Source organism: Microbispora sp. NPDC049633 (assembly GCF_040675265.1).
Taxonomy (GTDB): Bacteria; Actinomycetota; Actinomycetes; order Streptosporangiales; family Streptosporangiaceae; genus Microbispora; species Microbispora maris.
In genome coordinates, this window is the sequence record NZ_JBFAOO010000019.1 from 18,041 (window position 1) to 32,612 (window position 14,572).

The following is a 14,572-nucleotide window of genomic DNA, read 5'->3' on the forward strand; positions in this document are numbered from 1 at the left end:
AGAGTTACGGTCGAACGGGGAGTTCGTGGCGAGGAGGGGACATGATCGATATCCGTGACGCGTACCGCAGGGCGCTGGACGGTTTCGGGGACCGCCTCCATCTCGTCCGCCGCGGTCAGTGGGAGTTGCCGACTCCCTGCGTCGACTGGGACGTCCGCGGGCTGGTCAACCACGTCGTGTCCGAGAACCTGTGGGCCCCCGAGCTGCTGTCCGGCCGCACGGTCGCGGAGGTGGGGGACGCCTTCGAGGGGGACGTGCTCGGCGACGACCCGGTCAAGGCGTTCGAGGCGTCCGCGCAGGGCGCCGTGCAGGCCGTGTACGCCGAGGGCGCCCTGACCGCCGTCGCCCATCTGTCCTTCGGCGACGTGCCGGGCGAGGAGTACATCACCGAGCTGTTCGCGGACGCGCTGATCCACACCTGGGACCTGGCACGTGCCATCGGCGGGCCGGAAAGGCTCGACCCCGAGCTCGTCGCCTCCTGCTCGGAATGGTTCGAGAAGGCGCGGGAGGACTACCGCGAGGCGGGGGTGATCGGGGACGAGCGAGGCGTCCCGGCCGGCGCCGACCAGCAGACTCACCTGCTCGCCGCCTGGGGCAGGAACGCCTAGACCGGGCCTCTACCGGCCCGTGGGCCGCCTGCCGTGGTTGGCCTTCTTCTTCTTGCGTGCCTTCGACTTGCGTGCGCGTCTGCCCATGAAGACCGCCTTCCGTCGAGTACGGCGTTTCGCTCACTCTCCTCCCCGAGGCCGCGACCGGCAAGTACCCGGACCCCAACTCAACACGTCCCCACGTGCGTGGGGCATAATTTGTTTGAATCTGTTGACAGGAGTGGTGGATGCTGGCCCAGCAACGGCAGCAGGCGATCCTGGAGAGGGTGCGCAGAACCGGCGGGGTGCGCGTCGCGCAGCTCGTACGCGACCTCGGGGTCTCGGACATGACGATCCGCCGCGACCTGGAGGTCCTCGCGGAACGCGGCCTGATCGTCAAGGTGCACGGCGGGGCGACCGCCACCGGCACCGGCTCGACGGAGGAGCCGGGCTTCGCGGCCAAGTCGGTGCGGCAGCAGGCCGAGAAGGAGGCCATCGCCCGCCGGGCGGCCATCCTCGTACGGCCGGGCAGTTCGGTCGCCCTGTCGGCCGGGACCACGACCTGGACGCTCGCCCACCACCTGGTGGACGTGCCCGAACTGACTGTGATCACCAACTCCGTGCAGGTGGCCGACGTCTTCCACCGGGCGGGGCGGCCCGACCAGACCGTGGTGCTGGCGGGAGGCGTGCGCACGCCCTCCGACGCCCTGGTCGGCCCGGTGGCCGTGGCGGCCGTCCGCTCCCTGAACGTCGACACGCTCATGCTCGGCGTGCACGGCATGAGCGTCAGGGCGGGATACACCACGCCCAACCTGCTGGAGGCGGAGACCGACCGCGCTCTCATCGCGGCCGCCCAGCAGCTCGTGGTCCTGGCCGACCACACCAAGTGGGGGACGATCGGCATCAGCACGATCGCCGCCCTCGGCGAGGCCGACGTGGTCGTGAGCGACGTCGGACTGCCGGATGAGGCGCGCGCCGAGCTGTCGGAGCACGCCGGCGAGCTCCTCCTCGCCGATCCGTCCGGGGAATCCGCGCTGGAGACCGCCCTGTGACGCCGAACACCGCACGCCGAAAGTTGGAGACCGCTTCGTGAAGCGCACCATCACCCATCTCGCCGACGGCCGCGAGCTCATCTACTTCGACCGGCGCGACGACGCCGACCACAGCGCCACCGACCCCAGGGACCTGCCGCCGCGCCCGCTCGCCTCCGAGTTGCGCTACGACCCGCTGATGGACGAGTGGGTGGCCGTCGCCCGGCATCGTCAGACGCGCACCCACCTGCCGTCCGCCCAGGAGTGCCCGCTCTGCCCGGCACATCCCGGCTCGGAGATCCCCTCGCCGTACGAGGTGGCGGTGTTCGAGAACCGGTTCCCGTCGTTCAGCTTCAACACCGGGGCGTACGAGCAGGTGGGCGGCCTGAGCGAGGTGCGGCCGGGGATCGGGCGCTGTGAGGTGGTCTGCTTCACCTCCGACCACAACGCGTCGTTCAGCTCCCTGAGCGATGAGCAGGCCGAGCTGGTCGTAGAGGCGTGGGCCGACCGTACGGCCGAGCTGTCCGCGCTGCCCGGCGTGGAGCAGGTCTTCTGCTTCGAGAACCGCGGCGCCGAGATCGGCATCACCCTGCCGCACCCCCATGGGCAGATCTACGCCTATCCGTACGTCACGCCGCGTACGCGCCAGATGCTGGACACCGCCGCCCGTCACCGGGGCGGCAACCTGTTCGCGGACGTCCTGGCCGCCGAGCGGAAGGGCCCCCGGGTGGTGGCCGCCAACGAGCACTGGACGGCCTTCGTTCCGGCCGCCGCGCGGTACCCGTTCGAGGTGCACGTCTACCCGCACCGCCGGGTGCCCGACATCCCCGCCCTGTCGCCCGAGGAGCGCGCCGCCTTCGCGCCGCTCTACATCGAGGTGCTGCGCCGCCTCGACGGGCTGTTCGGCGTCGTCATGCCGTACGTCGCCGCCTGGCACCAGGCCCCGGTCACCTACCGGCGCGACCTGGCCCATCTCCACCTCCAGCTCTTCACGATCCGGCGGGCGCCGAACAAGCTGAAGTACCTCGCCGGCTCGGAGTCGGCGATGGGCGCGTTCGTCAACGACGTGCTGCCGGAGGAGGCCGCCCGGATGCTCCGCGAGGTGGTCACGGCTTGATCACCGAACGGTTGCGACTTGGGTGGCACCTGGGGTTTCTTTACCAGTAGTATCCCGGAGCACCGGCTGTCACAGCCGGTACGCCTAATCCCGGGCGCCTCGCCCGGGAGCCGGGGACCCAACCACGCATCTGGGGTCAAGGCAGCCGCCTGCCCGGGCTCCTCCAGCCCGCACCCGTCAGCTAACCCGGCCGGCATGTGGAGAGGAGTGGGCTCTGCCCCGCGTGTTCCCCCTGGCTGTCGGTGTGCTCGCCTCCGCCGCCCTCGTGTTCGGCGCGGCCACCCCGGGCGCCGCCGACCCCAAGCCCACGGAGAAGCAGCTCAAGCAGGAGCTGTCGGACCTGCGGAAGAGGATCGACCGCCTGATCGCCGACTACAACGCCAAACGAGTCGCGCTCGCCAAGGCCCGTGTCGAGGAGAAGGCCGCGCGCGGGCGGCTGGCCAAGGCGGAGGCCGATTACGAGGTCGCCAGGGACGCCGTACGGCAGATGGCCGGGCTGCGCTATCAGACGGACAGCTCGATGGCGCTGCCCGACATGAACACCGCCGCGCTGAACTACCAGCTCAAACAGGAGCAGGCCGCCAGGCTCGAGCACTTCGACCAGGTCCGCGCCGAGCGGCAACGGGCCGCGGACGCCGCCGAGACACTCACCGGACAGCTCAAGACGCAGGCCGCCGAGGTCGCCGCGCAGCGCGAGGACGCCGAGGACCTCATCGACGAGATCAAGGGCAAGCTCGACGCCCTCATCCCGATCGCCCCGGGCAGACGGGCCGGCGGTTCGTGGGCGCCGGAGCTGCCCGCCGGCTCCGACAACATCACCCCCCGTATGCGGCTCATGCGCACCGAGGTCGGCCAGGCCTTCAACCTGCGGTTTCCGGTGGGCTGCTACCGCGCGGAGAACAGCGGCGAGCACCCCCTCGGCCGCGCCTGCGACTTCATGATGAGCTCGGGCGGCGCCATGCCCTCCCCCGAGATGAAGGCGCTCGGCGACAGCCTGGCCGCCTGGGCCATCAAGAACGGGCCGAAGCTGGGCGTGATGTACGTGATCTGGCAGCAGCGCATCTACAACCTCGGCCATCCGGGCTGGCGGACCATGTCCGATCGCGGCGGAGTCACCGCCAACCACTACGACCACGTCCACATCTCGATGTACTGACCTGTCAGGGCGTTCGCGGGGAAGGCCGGCCACCTCGGCGAGCGAGGCGGCCGGGCCGTTCCGGGTCAGGCCGGGATCTGCTTCTCGTGCCAGGTGTAGTACAGGTAGGTGCTGCCGGGCCCGGTCAACGTGCCGTAGACCTGCCAGAAGGTGTTGGCACCGGGCGAGAAGCGGAAGATCTTGTCCCCGGGCCGGTCGTCCACGATCACTCGCTGTGACCCGGTGGGCCCGATCCGGACCTCGATCGTGAACGTCTCGGTGTCGGGGATGTCGAGGCAGACCTCGTGCGTGTACGCCGTCGGACCGGCGATGTTGTAGAGGCGATTGTCCACCGCCGGCGCCTCGACGTTGGTGGGGACGTATTTGTTGACGACATAGGTGTACCCGCCCGTGGAGCAGTCCACTGCGGGTGTGTCCGCGGACGCGGGGCCGACGCCGGTGAGCGTGGCGCCGAGAACGCCGCCGGCGACGGCGAGAACGGAGATGGTGCGCTTCATGCCTCTCCTCATCCGTGCGGTGACCCTTCAGCCCAAGTAGTTGAAGGGTAAATTGATTTTGATCACATCTGCCACATATGCACAAGCCTGAGCAATGACCCGTTCATCTCCGAGTCAAGGCGGTCAGGTTCGGCCTCCAGGGTCGATGAACGGCCTACTCGTTCTCTGCGAGCACCCGCGACCCGGAAGAGAACATCGTCTTCGCCGTTGACGAGGTTTCGTCAATGGACTAACTTCGTCTCTGCGAGAGACGACACCGCAGCACCGCGCCCGCCTCGTCGGCTCCTGCCCACACCCTGATCGTTCGGAAGGCGATGACGCATGCCCGGAATCGGCGGCGAGACCGCACCTGGATTCGAAGCAGTACGTGAGGCCTTCGCGGCGAATCTGTCCGGCGGGCAGGAGGTGGGGGCCGCGGTCGCCGTCTACCTGCACGGCCGGAAGGTCGTCGACCTGTGGGGCGGGATCGCCGACCCCGGAACGGGCCGCCCCTGGGACCGCGACACCCTGGCGGTCGTGTTCTCCACCACCAAGGGGGTCACCGCCGCCTGCGCGCACCTGCTGGCCGAGCGGGGCGAACTGGACCTGGACGCACCCGTCGCCGGCTACTGGCCGGAGTTCGCGGCGAACGGCAAGGACCGGATCCCGGTGCGCTGGCTGCTCACCCACCAGGCCGGACTGCCCGCGATCGACAACCCGATCACCCCGGCGGAGGCGATCGCCTGGGACCCGATGGTGACCGCGCTGGCCGCCCAGCGGCCGTTCTGGGAGCCGGGCACCGCGCACGGCTACCATGCGCACACGTACGGCTGGCTGGTCGGCGAGGTGGTCCGCCGGGTGACGGGCCGCAGCATCGGCGCCTTCCTCGCCGAGGAGATCGCCGCACCGCTCGGCCTCGACCTGTGGATCGGGCTGCCGGAATCCGAGCAGCACCGGGTCAGCCGGATCGTCGCCACCCCGATCGACCTCGGCGCGCTGACCGGGATCGACCTGGACGCCCTCCCCGAGTCCGCGCGCGAGGTGATGCGCGCCTACGCCGATCCCACGTCGCTCACCATGCGGGCGATGACCGTCGTCACGCCGCTGCTGAACCACGACGACCCGTCCGAGCAGCTCGCCGAGATGCCCGCGACCAACGGCATCTGCACCGCCCGCGCGCTGGCCCGCTTCTACGCCGCGCTGATCGGCGAGGTAGACGGGCATCGCATCCTGTCCCCCGGCACTCTGGCGGCGGCGACCGCGGAGCAGGCCGGCGGCGTGGACCGCGTCCTGCGCGTGCCGGTCCGGATCGCCACCGGTTTCGGCCTGCCCACCCCCGACGCCTTCTGGTACAGCCCTACCGCCTTCGGATGGCCCGGCTACGGCGGATCGCTCGGCTTCGCCGACCCGGCGTCCGGCCTGGCCTTCGGCTACGTCATGAACCGCGTCCAGGAGGGCGCGCCGGACAGCAGAGCCGCCACGCTCCTCGACGCGGTCCGCAGCGCGATCCGCGGCGGCGTTGGCGCGATACCGCGTTAGCCGGGCAGGATACTGGGATGACCGAAACACGTATCGATCCCCCTGTCGCCGCCGACGAGCGCACGATGCTGCGCGCCTGGCTGGACTGGCACCGTGAGACCCTCGCGGTGAAGTGCGAGGGCCTCACGGAGGAGCAGCTGCGGCTGCGCTCGGTGCCGCCCTCCAGCATGTCGTTGCTCGGCCTCGTACGGCACATGGCCGACGTCGAGCGAGCCTGGTTCCGGCGGCGGCTGAACGGCGAGGACCTGGACGGCATCTACTACAGCGCCGACGACCCGGACGGCGAGTTCGACAACGTGGACACCGCGTCCGCCGAGGAGGCCTTCGCGACCTGGCGTGCGGAGATCGAGCACGCGCGGGCGGCCGAGGAGGCCTGCGCCGACCTGGACACCATGACGAAGGCGGGCCGTGAGGGCGTCCACCACTCGCTGCGCTGGATCATGTGCCACATGATCGAGGAGTACGCCCGCCACAACGGTCACGCCGATCTGCTGCGCGAGCGCGTCGACGGCGCCACCGGCGAGTAGCCCGCCGCCCGGCGGGCTCAGCCGGACAGGCGGACCGGGTTGACGAGGTCGGCGTAGATGAGAAGGCCGCCCATGACGACCAGCAGGGCCGCCATGACGTACGTCAGCGGGAGCGCCTTGGCCACGTCCACGTAACCGGGGGCGGGCCGACGGCGCACCCGCGCGAAGGCCCGCTTGAGGCCCTCCCAGAGCCCGCCGGCGATGTGCCCGCCGTCCAGCGGCAGCAGCGGGATCAGGTTGAACATGCCCACCGCGAGGTTCAGCGCGGCCAGCAGGTTGATGAAGATTTCGATCTTGTTCTCGACCGGGAGGTCCGAGGCGGCGATCTCACCGCCGATCCGGCCCGCCCCCACGATGCCGATCGGCCCGTTCGGGTCGCGCTTGTCTCCCGAGAACGCGGCGTTCCAGACGCCGACCATCTTCTTGGGGATGTTGACCATCGCGACGGCGGTGCGCTCGGTCAGGTCCCACATCTGCCCGACGACGTAGCCGGGGCCCTTCTTCTCCACGACGGTGGTCGGGCTCACGCCCAGGAAGCCGACGTTCTTGTCGACCTTGTCGGGGTCGGTCAGCGAGGGCATGTCCTGCGCGATCAGGTCGACCCGCACGTCGGTCCGCTGCCCGTTCCGTTCGATGCCGAGCGTCGTCGCCCCCGCGCCGTGCTCCCGGATCAGCCGCTGCGCCGCCTCCCAATCGGCGGCCGGCGTGCCGCCGACGGCGACGATGTGGTCGCCGGGCCGCAGACCGGCCTTCGCGGCGGGTGTCAGCGGATCGCTGTCCCGGCAGTCGCGGTGCCCCGCCTCGGCGGCCGGGATGGCGCACTTCGACACCGAGGACACGACCGGCGTCAACTCGCGCACGCCGAACCCCATCATCACCACCGCGAACAACACGAACGCCAGCACGAAGTTCATCGCCGGGCCGCCGGTCATGATGATGACCTTCTGCCACCAAGGCTTGCGGTAGAAGACCCGGTTCTCGTCGCCCGGCCGGATCTCCTCCGAGGCGACGGCCCGCGCGTTCTCGATGAGTCCCTGCCAGGGGCCCGTGGAGACGCTGCGCAGCTTGCCCGGCTCGTCGGAGGCGCGCGGCGGGAGCATGCCGATCATGCGGATGTAGCCGCCGAGCGGGATCCACTTCACGCCGTACTCGGTCTCACCCCGCCTGCGCGACCACATCGTGGGCCCGAAACCCACCATGTACTGGGTCACGCGGACGCCGAAGAGCTTGGCGGGCACGAGGTGCCCGATCTCATGAAGCGCGATCGACAGCAGCAGGCCCACGAAGACGATCACGAATCCGGCCACGATGAGCCAGCTCATCAGCGCGTACCCCCGAGGTGGAGAAGGTGCCCTGGCAGACGAAGCACCTTTCGAGCGTAGCCCACCCGCGCGAGAGCGAAGACTATTCCGACGCGGGTTCGGCTTGCCCGCAGGTGACCGATTAGGGACACTTCGTTGACAGTACGCAGTTGGTCGATCACCCTTTGAGAGACGTCCAGAGGGGAGCATCTTGATCCGGATCCTGGTGGCCGAGCATCTTCCGTTGGTACGGCGTGGCCTGGTCGCGTCCCTCGACGGGGAGGACGACCTGCGGGTGGTCGCGGACGTCGGGTCGGGTGAGGACATCGTGCCCGCGGCCCTGGACGTACGGCCGGACGCCGCCGTCATCGACGCGGACCTGCCCGGCGTGGACGGGCTCAGCGCGGCGGCGCGGCTCGGCGAGAAGGTGCCGCGCTGCCGGGTGCTGCTGCTGTCGGCGCAGCCGAGCCCGGGTCACGTGAAGCGGGCCTTCGCGGCGGGCGTCCTGGGCTACCTGAGCATCGAGGTGGGTCCCGAGCAGCTCGCCGACGGCATCCGCCGGATCACCGCCGGGCGCCGGGTCGTCGACTCCGAGCTGGCGGTCGCCGCGCTGGAGGCCGCCGACTGCCCGCTGACGCCGCGGGAGCACGAGGTGCTGCGGCTCGCGGCGGGGGGCGCGCGCCCGAAGGAGATCGCCGCGGAGCTGGGCCTGTCCGTCGGCACGGTGCGCAACCACCTGTCGCGCATCATCGTCAAGACCGGGGCGCGCAGCCGCGTCGACGCCGTCCGCATCGCCACCGACTCCGGCTGGCTGTAGGGACTCAGGGGCGCCAGATCAGGACGAGCGCGCAGTCGTCGTTGTGGCCGGAGGACATCGACTGGACGAGCTGCCGGGCCTTGTCCCGGAATCCCGACGGCAGCAGCCGCTCCGCCTCTCCCAGCAACCGGTCGAGCCCGGCGTCGATGTCCCGGCCGGGCTGCTCGATCAGCCCGTCGGTGAACAGCATGAGCGCGTCGCCCCTGCGCAGCACCCCGCTGTCGGTCTCGCAGGCCAGGTCCGGAACCACGCCGAGCACGACGCCTTTCGCCGTGGACACCCGCCACGTGCCCGACCCGGCGTCGAACCGGACGACCGGGGGGTGTCCGGCCGAGGTGATGGTGTAGGCCCCCGTGGACAGGTCGAGGTCGAGGTGGACGGCGGTGACGAACCCCTCGTCGCCGAGCTGGCGGTGCAGGTAGGAGTTGCACGCGACGAGGAAGTCGTCCACCGAGCCGAGCAGCCCGCCGAAGGTGCCCGACAGCATGAGCGCGCGGGTGCCCGCGTCCACGCCCTTGCCGGACACGTCGACGACCGCGATCTGGACCCGGTCGCCCTCCCGCATGGAGACGACGAAGTCGCCGCCGAACGACGATCCCCCGGCCTGCTTGAGCACCACCTTGCCGCCCCACTCCTTGGGCAGCGACGGCAGCTCGCTCTGCCGCTTGAGCCGGTCGCGCAGCTCCAGCAGCATCGCGTCGCCGCGCAGGCCCTGGACGCCGAGCTTGCCCCGGGTCCGGGCCATCGTCCACGCCAGCGCGGCGGTGAAGGCCATCGTGATCAGGAGGCCGGGCCCGACGCTGGGCACCCCCGTGATCGGTCCCATGTACGTCAGGGAGGCCACGACCACGCACAGCAGGATCGCGAGGCTGCGCAGCCGGAGCTGGAGGCCGCCGATCAGGGTGAAGAGGATCAGCAGCGAGGGCGAGAACCAGTACGCCGACACCTCCGCGTCGAGCACGCCGACCATGATGGTGAGCACGGCGAGAGCGATGAGCAGGTACCGGTCCCTTGACCAGACTTTCCTGACGAAACGAACCAACGGCACCAGGAGCGGCACGCGCGCCAGGAACGCGCGCAGCCGAGGAGGGATCAGCGGCGCCGGACGGGAAGTCATGATGGCCTCGACTGTATCCGGACATCCCAGGTGGCGGCACCTGCTTGACCAAGGTCTAGATCACCCGGCACGGATATTGGGTCGCCCCGCGCGGCGGGCCGCTTCTACGGTGATTCGATGAGCATCGCCGTCCGTCCCATCGAGGAAGCCGAGTGGCCGGCTTTCGTGGCCGTCGCCTACGAGGCGTTCAGCTCCACCTATCCGCTGGAGATCGCCGACCGCTGGCGCGAGATCATGGAGATCGACCGCCTGGTGTCCGCCTTCGACGGCGACCTGGCGGTCGGCTGCGCCGGCGCGCTGTCCTTCCGGATGGCGGTTCCCGGCGGGCCGATCCCCGTCGCCGGGGTCACGTCGGTGGGCGTGCTCCCCTCACACCGCCGGCAGGGCGTGCTGACCGCGCTGATGACCCACCAGCTGCACGACCTGCACGACCGCGGGGGTGAGGCCGTCGCCGCGCTCTACGCCAGCGAGGCGGGCATCTACGGCCGCTTCGGGTACGGCAGGGCCGCCGACGCCCTGTCCTTCCGCATCCCCACGCGCGGCTCGGCCTTCACCCGCGCGGCTCCCGCCGACCCCGCGCTTCGCCTCCGGGTGGCCCGGCCGGCCGACGAGCTCGCCGTGCTCCGCCGGGTCTACGACGCCGTACAGCCCGGCCGTCCCGGCCTGTACGGGCGCTCTGAGGCGTACTGGCGGGTCGAGATCCTCCCGGACACCGACCACGACCAGGGCGGGATGGGCCCGCTGCGCTGCCTGATCGCGGAGGACGCGTCGGGGCCCCGCGGCTACGCGCTGTTCCGGGCGAAGTCCGGCTGGAACGAGCACAACGTGTCGGACGGGGAGGTCCGGCTCCTGGAGCTGCAGGCCCGCGATCCCGCGGCGTACGCGCTGGCCTGGCGCGGCGTCCTCGACCGCGACCTGTGCGCGGTCGTCCACGCCGAGCGGCGCCCGCTGGACGACCCGATCATGCACCTGCTGGCCGAGCCCCGTCAGCTCAACGCGATCTGGATCGACGACCTGTGGGTCCGTCTCGTGGACGTGGACCGGGCCCTGGCCGCCCGTGCCTACGCCGCCCCCGCCGACCTCGTCGTCGAGGTGGAGGACGAGGTGTGCCCATGGAACGCCGGGCGCTGGCGGCTGAAGGCGGCCGGCGGGGAGGGGTCGTGCGAGCGGAGCCAGGCGCCCGCGGACCTCACGCTGCCGGTGAGCGTGCTGGGCGCGGCGTACCTCGGCGGGCGGCCGCTGATGGCGGCGGCGGACGCCGGGCTGGTGCGGGAGCATCGGGCGGGCGCCCTGCGCGAGCTGTCGGCCGCGATGGCGTGGGACCCCGCGCCCTGGGGCTGCCGGGTGTTCTGAAACGCGCCGCGGACAGCCGGGGCGTAGGCTCGGGGCATGGCGCTGCAGAGTTTGCAGATCACCGCGATCACGGCCATGCGGGCCCGCGACGTGTCCCGGCCGACATCGGAGCAGCTGGAGGCCGCCGACCAGCGGCCGCTGCGCGATGAGACGCCCCGGCGGGAGCCCCGCCGGGGCCGGGACAGGGATGCGCGCTAGTGCCCCTCCCGCCGGCCTTTGCCCGGGCAAACTTCGGCAGTCGCGGCACTAGGGATACTCAGGCGGGCAGTGGCGGCAGTTCGCCGGTGGTCTCGTAGTCGGCGAGCTGGCGGATCCGCCGGGCGTGCCGCTCGGCTCCGGAGAACGGCGTGGCCAGGAAGAGCCCGACGAACCGGGCGGCCTCCTCCGGCGTGTGCTGCCGGGCGCCCAGGCTGATCACGTTGGCGTCGTTGTGCTCGCGGGCCAGCTTCGCCGTGTCCTCGTTCCAGGCGAGAGCCGCGCGCACCCCCCGCACCTTGTTGGCGGCGATCTGCTCGCCGTTCCCCGAGCCGCCGATCACCACCCCGAGGCTGCCCGCGTCGCCGGCCACGCCCTGGGCGGCGCGCAGCACGAACGGCGGGTAGTCGTCCTCGGCGTCGTAGACGTGGGGCCCGCAGTCCTCCACCTCGTGGCCCTGCTCCTTCAGCCAGGAGACCAGGTGATTCTTCAGCTCGTAGCCGGCATGGTCGGCACCGATGTAGACACGCACGGCACAAGTTTCCCAGAAGGCCTCTGGCGGAGACGACCCCGGGCTCCACTAAGGTAATAGCCAGGATGGGCATCCGTCCCTTACACCTCCGGCCTGACAGGAGTGTCATGCGCGAGCTGCGTTACGTCGGCGACCCGGTCCTCCGTACCCCCGCGGAACCGGTGACGGACTTCGACCGCGAACTGCGCCGGCTGATCGACGAGATGTTCGCCGTGATGTACCAGGCCGACGGCGTGGGGCTGGCCGGGCCGCAGATCGGCGTCGGCCGCCGGCTGTTCGTCTACGACATCAGCAACCGCAAGGGCCACGTGATCAACCCGGAGCTCACGATCGACGACGCCGGGCAGGTCGTCGAGGAGGAGGGCTGCCTGTCGGTGCCCGGCAAGGAGACCGGCAAGCCGTTGTACGCCCCGACCGCCCGCGCCGCCGGCGTCACCCTGCGCGGGGTCGACAAACTCGGCAGGCCCGTCGCCGTCAAGGCCCGCGGCATGCTCGCCCGGTGCTTCCAGCACGAGTTCGACCACCTCGAAGGCACGCTGTACGTCGACCGGCTGGGCAAGGACGAGCGCCGCAAGATTCTCCTGCAGGCGCCCTGATTCAGAGCTGGATGGCCTTGACCTCCAGGAACTCCTCCAGGCCGAACTCGCCGAGCTCGCGGCCGACCCCCGAGTGCTTGTAGCCGCCGAACGGCGCCATCGTGTTGAACCGGCCGCCGTTGACGGCCACCTGCCCGGTGCGCAGGCGTCGCGCGACCGAGAGCGCCCTGTCCTCGGTGCCCGCCCACACCGCCCCCGACAGCCCGTACGGCGTGCCGTTGGCGATCTCGACGGCCTCGTTCTCCGACGAGAACGGGATGATCGACAGCACCGGGCCGAAGATCTCCTCCTGCTCGACGGACATGCCGGGCGAGACGCCCGCGAAGATCGTGGGCTCGACGTAGTAACCGCGTTCCATCGGGTTGTCGGTCCCGCCGAGCACGAGGCGGGCACCCTCCTCCTGACCGCGGTTGATGTACCTGACGACCCGGTCGCGCTGGGCGGCGGACACCAGCGGGCCCAGACGCGTGCCCTCGGCGAACGGATCCCCGGGGACGTAGGCGCCGGCCGCCTCGACGGCGAGCCGTACGGCGTCGTCGTACTGGTCCCAGTGGACCAGCATCCGGGTCAGCGCCGAGCAGGTCTGGCCCGAGTTGAGATACGCCCCGGCGACCCCGTTCTTCACCGCCTTCTCCAGGTCGGCGTCGGGCAGGACGATGTTCGCCGACTTGCCGCCGAGCTCCAGGGCCACCCGCTTGACCGTCTCGGCCGCGAGGGCCGCGACCCGGCGGCCGGCCCTGGTGGACCCGGTGAACGACACCATGTCGACGTCCGGATGGGCGGCGATGGCCTCGCCGACCACCGGTCCGTGACCGCTGACCATGTTGAACACGCCGGCCGGCAGCCCGACCTCGTGGAAGATGTCGGCCAGCGCGTACGCCGCGAGCGGCGCGACCTCGCTCGGCTTGAGCACCACCGTGCAGCCCGCGGCCAGAGCCGGGGCCACCTTGCACACCACCTGGTGGAGCGGATAGTTCCACGGCGTGATCGCGCCCACCACGCCCACGGGCTCGCGCACGATCAGCGAGTTGCCCACGCGGCCGGCGTCGAACTCGTACCTCTTGGCGAGGTCGGCGTAGGAGGCCAGCACCTCGGCGGGCATCAGCGTCTGCACCTTCAGCGCGAGCGTGAGCGGCGCCCCCATGTCGGTCGCGATGGTCGCCGCGATCTCCTGGGCGCGTTCCTTGAGCAGCCCGGCCGCCGCCCCCAGGAACGCGGCGCGTTCGGCCGGCTCCAGGGCCGACCAGGAGGGGAAGGCGGCACGGGCGGCGGCGACGGCGGACTCGACGTCGGCGGGCGACCCCGCCGGCACCCGGTCCACGACCTCCTCGGTCGCGGGGTTGACGACGTCGACAGCCTCGCGGGAGGCGGACGGGACCCAGGCTCCGTTCACGTAGAGGTGACGCATGTCACTCATCCTTGCGCCTCGGCTGTCAGATGGCGAGCCTTCCGGCCGAAACCTTTCCGATCCGTTCGCGCGCCGGTGAAGGAGCCTGTCAGCGTCAGGTGAAGATCGGGTCGCGGGTCCGGGACCGCTTCAGCTCGAAGAAGCCGTCGGTGCCGGCGACGAGCAGGACGCCGTCCCACAGCCGGGCTGCGGCCTCGCCCCTCGGGATCGGCGACACGACGGGGCCGAAGAACGCCGTGCCCTCGACGGCGACGACCGGCGTGCCCACCTCCTGGCCGACCAGGTCGATGCCCTCGCCGTGCGAGCGCCGGATCGCCTCGTCGTACTCGTCCGAGTCGTGCGCGGCGACCAGCGCGGAGTCGAGCCCGGCGGCGGTGAGGGCCTCGGCGAGCGTGGCCCGGTCGCGCTCGCGCCCCTCGTCGTGGAAGCGCCTGCCGATCTCGGTGTAGAGGTCGCCGAGGACCTCCTCGCCGTACTTGTCCGCCGCGGCGGCGAGCACCCGCACGGCGCCGAGCGTCTGCTCGACCCGCTCGCGGTAGTCGGCGGGAATGTCCTTGTCCTCGTTCAGCACCGCCAGGCTCATGATGTGCCAGCGCACGTCGATGGGCCGGAGCGCGGCCACCTCGTGGATCCAGCGCGAGGTGATCCACGCCCAGGGGCAGGCGGGGTCGAACCAGAAATCGACAAGCTTTCGGTCGGACACTGTGACACCCTCTCGAACGGACTATGGTTCCCTCGGTCGTCAACCCGGGCAGGAAATCTCCTATTCCAGGTAGGAGCGATCTCGAATCCGCGATGTCCCCGCGGCGTGGCAGGATTC

The 14,572-nt window shown here is 71.0% G+C and carries 16 protein-coding genes and 1 riboswitch; of the genes, 10 read left to right on the plus strand and 6 right to left on the minus strand.

What is annotated here, in order from left to right:
• The first annotated feature begins 41 nt into the window (after positions 1-41).
• The 4 genes from AB0J39_RS07770 (at position 42) to AB0J39_RS07785 (ending at position 3,891) form a co-directional block, all read left to right on the plus strand.
• Complete coding sequence (locus AB0J39_RS07770; protein ID WP_363462646.1) at positions 42-608, plus strand: TIGR03086 family metal-binding protein; 567 nt, start codon at positions 42-44, stop codon at positions 606-608.
• Positions 609-835: 227 nt separating this feature from the next.
• Positions 836-1,639 (plus strand): DeoR/GlpR family DNA-binding transcription regulator, encoded by an 804-nt coding sequence (locus AB0J39_RS07775; RefSeq protein WP_363462647.1) that lies wholly within the window; start codon positions 836-838, stop codon positions 1,637-1,639.
• A 37-nt stretch (positions 1,640-1,676) separates the two neighbouring features.
• Positions 1,677-2,735, plus strand: a complete 1,059-nt coding sequence (galT, locus tag AB0J39_RS07780; RefSeq protein WP_363462648.1) for a galactose-1-phosphate uridylyltransferase — start codon at positions 1,677-1,679, stop codon at positions 2,733-2,735.
• A gap of 71 nt (positions 2,736-2,806) precedes the next feature.
• Positions 2,807-2,945, plus strand: a riboswitch (cyclic di-AMP (ydaO/yuaA leader).
• A gap of 13 nt (positions 2,946-2,958) precedes the next feature.
• Positions 2,959-3,891 carry a hypothetical protein gene (locus tag AB0J39_RS07785; protein WP_363462649.1) on the plus strand — a complete coding sequence of 311 codons (933 nt, stop codon included), beginning with the start codon at positions 2,959-2,961 and terminating at the stop codon, positions 3,889-3,891.
• Positions 3,892-3,956: 65 nt separating this feature from the next.
• Here AB0J39_RS07785 and AB0J39_RS07790 read toward each other — a convergent pair whose 3' ends face one another.
• Entirely contained in the window at positions 3,957-4,388 is a 432-nt protein-coding gene (locus AB0J39_RS07790) for a hypothetical protein (protein WP_363462650.1), read from the minus strand.
• A 321-nt stretch (positions 4,389-4,709) separates the two neighbouring features.
• On the opposite strand from AB0J39_RS07790, the gene AB0J39_RS07795 reads away from it, so the two are divergent.
• Both AB0J39_RS07795 and AB0J39_RS07800 read left to right on the plus strand, forming a co-directional pair.
• Positions 4,710-5,906 (plus strand): serine hydrolase domain-containing protein, encoded by a 1,197-nt coding sequence (locus AB0J39_RS07795; RefSeq protein ID WP_363462651.1) that lies wholly within the window; start codon positions 4,710-4,712, stop codon positions 5,904-5,906.
• Positions 5,907-5,923: 17 nt separating this feature from the next.
• Complete coding sequence (locus AB0J39_RS07800; protein ID WP_363462652.1) at positions 5,924-6,433, plus strand: DinB family protein; 510 nt, start codon at positions 5,924-5,926, stop codon at positions 6,431-6,433.
• A 17-nt stretch (positions 6,434-6,450) separates the two neighbouring features.
• On the opposite strand, the gene AB0J39_RS07805 is transcribed toward AB0J39_RS07800, so the two are convergent.
• A complete protein-coding gene (locus AB0J39_RS07805) occupies positions 6,451-7,755 on the minus strand; it encodes a site-2 protease family protein (RefSeq protein ID WP_363462653.1) in 1,305 nt (434 codons plus the stop codon).
• Between the two features lie 190 nt (positions 7,756-7,945).
• Here AB0J39_RS07805 and AB0J39_RS07810 point away from each other — a divergent pair, with 190 nt between their 5' ends.
• Positions 7,946-8,551, plus strand: coding sequence for a response regulator transcription factor (locus tag AB0J39_RS07810; RefSeq protein WP_363462654.1), 606 nt, complete (start codon positions 7,946-7,948; stop codon positions 8,549-8,551).
• Positions 8,552-8,555: 4 nt separating this feature from the next.
• Here the strand turns inward: AB0J39_RS07810 and AB0J39_RS07815 are convergent, their stop codons facing one another.
• Positions 8,556-9,668 (minus strand): PP2C family protein-serine/threonine phosphatase, encoded by a 1,113-nt coding sequence (locus AB0J39_RS07815; protein WP_363462655.1) that lies wholly within the window; start codon positions 9,666-9,668, stop codon positions 8,556-8,558.
• Between the two features lie 117 nt (positions 9,669-9,785).
• Here AB0J39_RS07815 and AB0J39_RS07820 point away from each other — a divergent pair, with 117 nt between their 5' ends.
• Both AB0J39_RS07820 and AB0J39_RS07825 read left to right on the plus strand, forming a co-directional pair.
• Positions 9,786-11,021, plus strand: a complete 1,236-nt coding sequence (locus AB0J39_RS07820; RefSeq protein WP_363462656.1) for a GNAT family N-acetyltransferase — start codon at positions 9,786-9,788, stop codon at positions 11,019-11,021.
• A 36-nt stretch (positions 11,022-11,057) separates the two neighbouring features.
• Positions 11,058-11,219, plus strand: coding sequence for a hypothetical protein (locus AB0J39_RS07825; protein WP_363462657.1), 162 nt, complete (start codon positions 11,058-11,060; stop codon positions 11,217-11,219).
• Positions 11,220-11,277: 58 nt separating this feature from the next.
• Here the strand turns inward: AB0J39_RS07825 and AB0J39_RS07830 are convergent, their stop codons facing one another.
• Positions 11,278-11,748 carry a ribose-5-phosphate isomerase gene (locus AB0J39_RS07830; protein WP_139576480.1) on the minus strand — a complete coding sequence of 157 codons (471 nt, stop codon included), beginning with the start codon at positions 11,746-11,748 and terminating at the stop codon, positions 11,278-11,280.
• A 107-nt stretch (positions 11,749-11,855) separates the two neighbouring features.
• On the opposite strand from AB0J39_RS07830, the gene def reads away from it, so the two are divergent.
• The gene (gene def, locus AB0J39_RS07835) at positions 11,856-12,344 is read left to right on the plus strand and encodes a peptide deformylase (protein ID WP_363462658.1); all 489 of its coding nucleotides are present in this window, start codon (positions 11,856-11,858) and stop codon (positions 12,342-12,344) included.
• A 1-nt stretch (position 12,345) separates the two neighbouring features.
• Here the strand turns inward: def and AB0J39_RS07840 are convergent, their stop codons facing one another.
• Both AB0J39_RS07840 and AB0J39_RS07845 read right to left on the minus strand, forming a co-directional pair.
• Entirely contained in the window at positions 12,346-13,752 is a 1,407-nt protein-coding gene (locus tag AB0J39_RS07840; protein WP_363462659.1) for an aldehyde dehydrogenase family protein, read from the minus strand.
• A 94-nt stretch (positions 13,753-13,846) separates the two neighbouring features.
• On the minus strand, positions 13,847-14,455 hold the full coding sequence (locus tag AB0J39_RS07845; RefSeq protein ID WP_169987636.1) for a DsbA family protein: 609 nt from the start codon (positions 14,453-14,455) through the stop codon (positions 13,847-13,849).
• Positions 14,456-14,572: the final 117 nt, after the last annotated feature.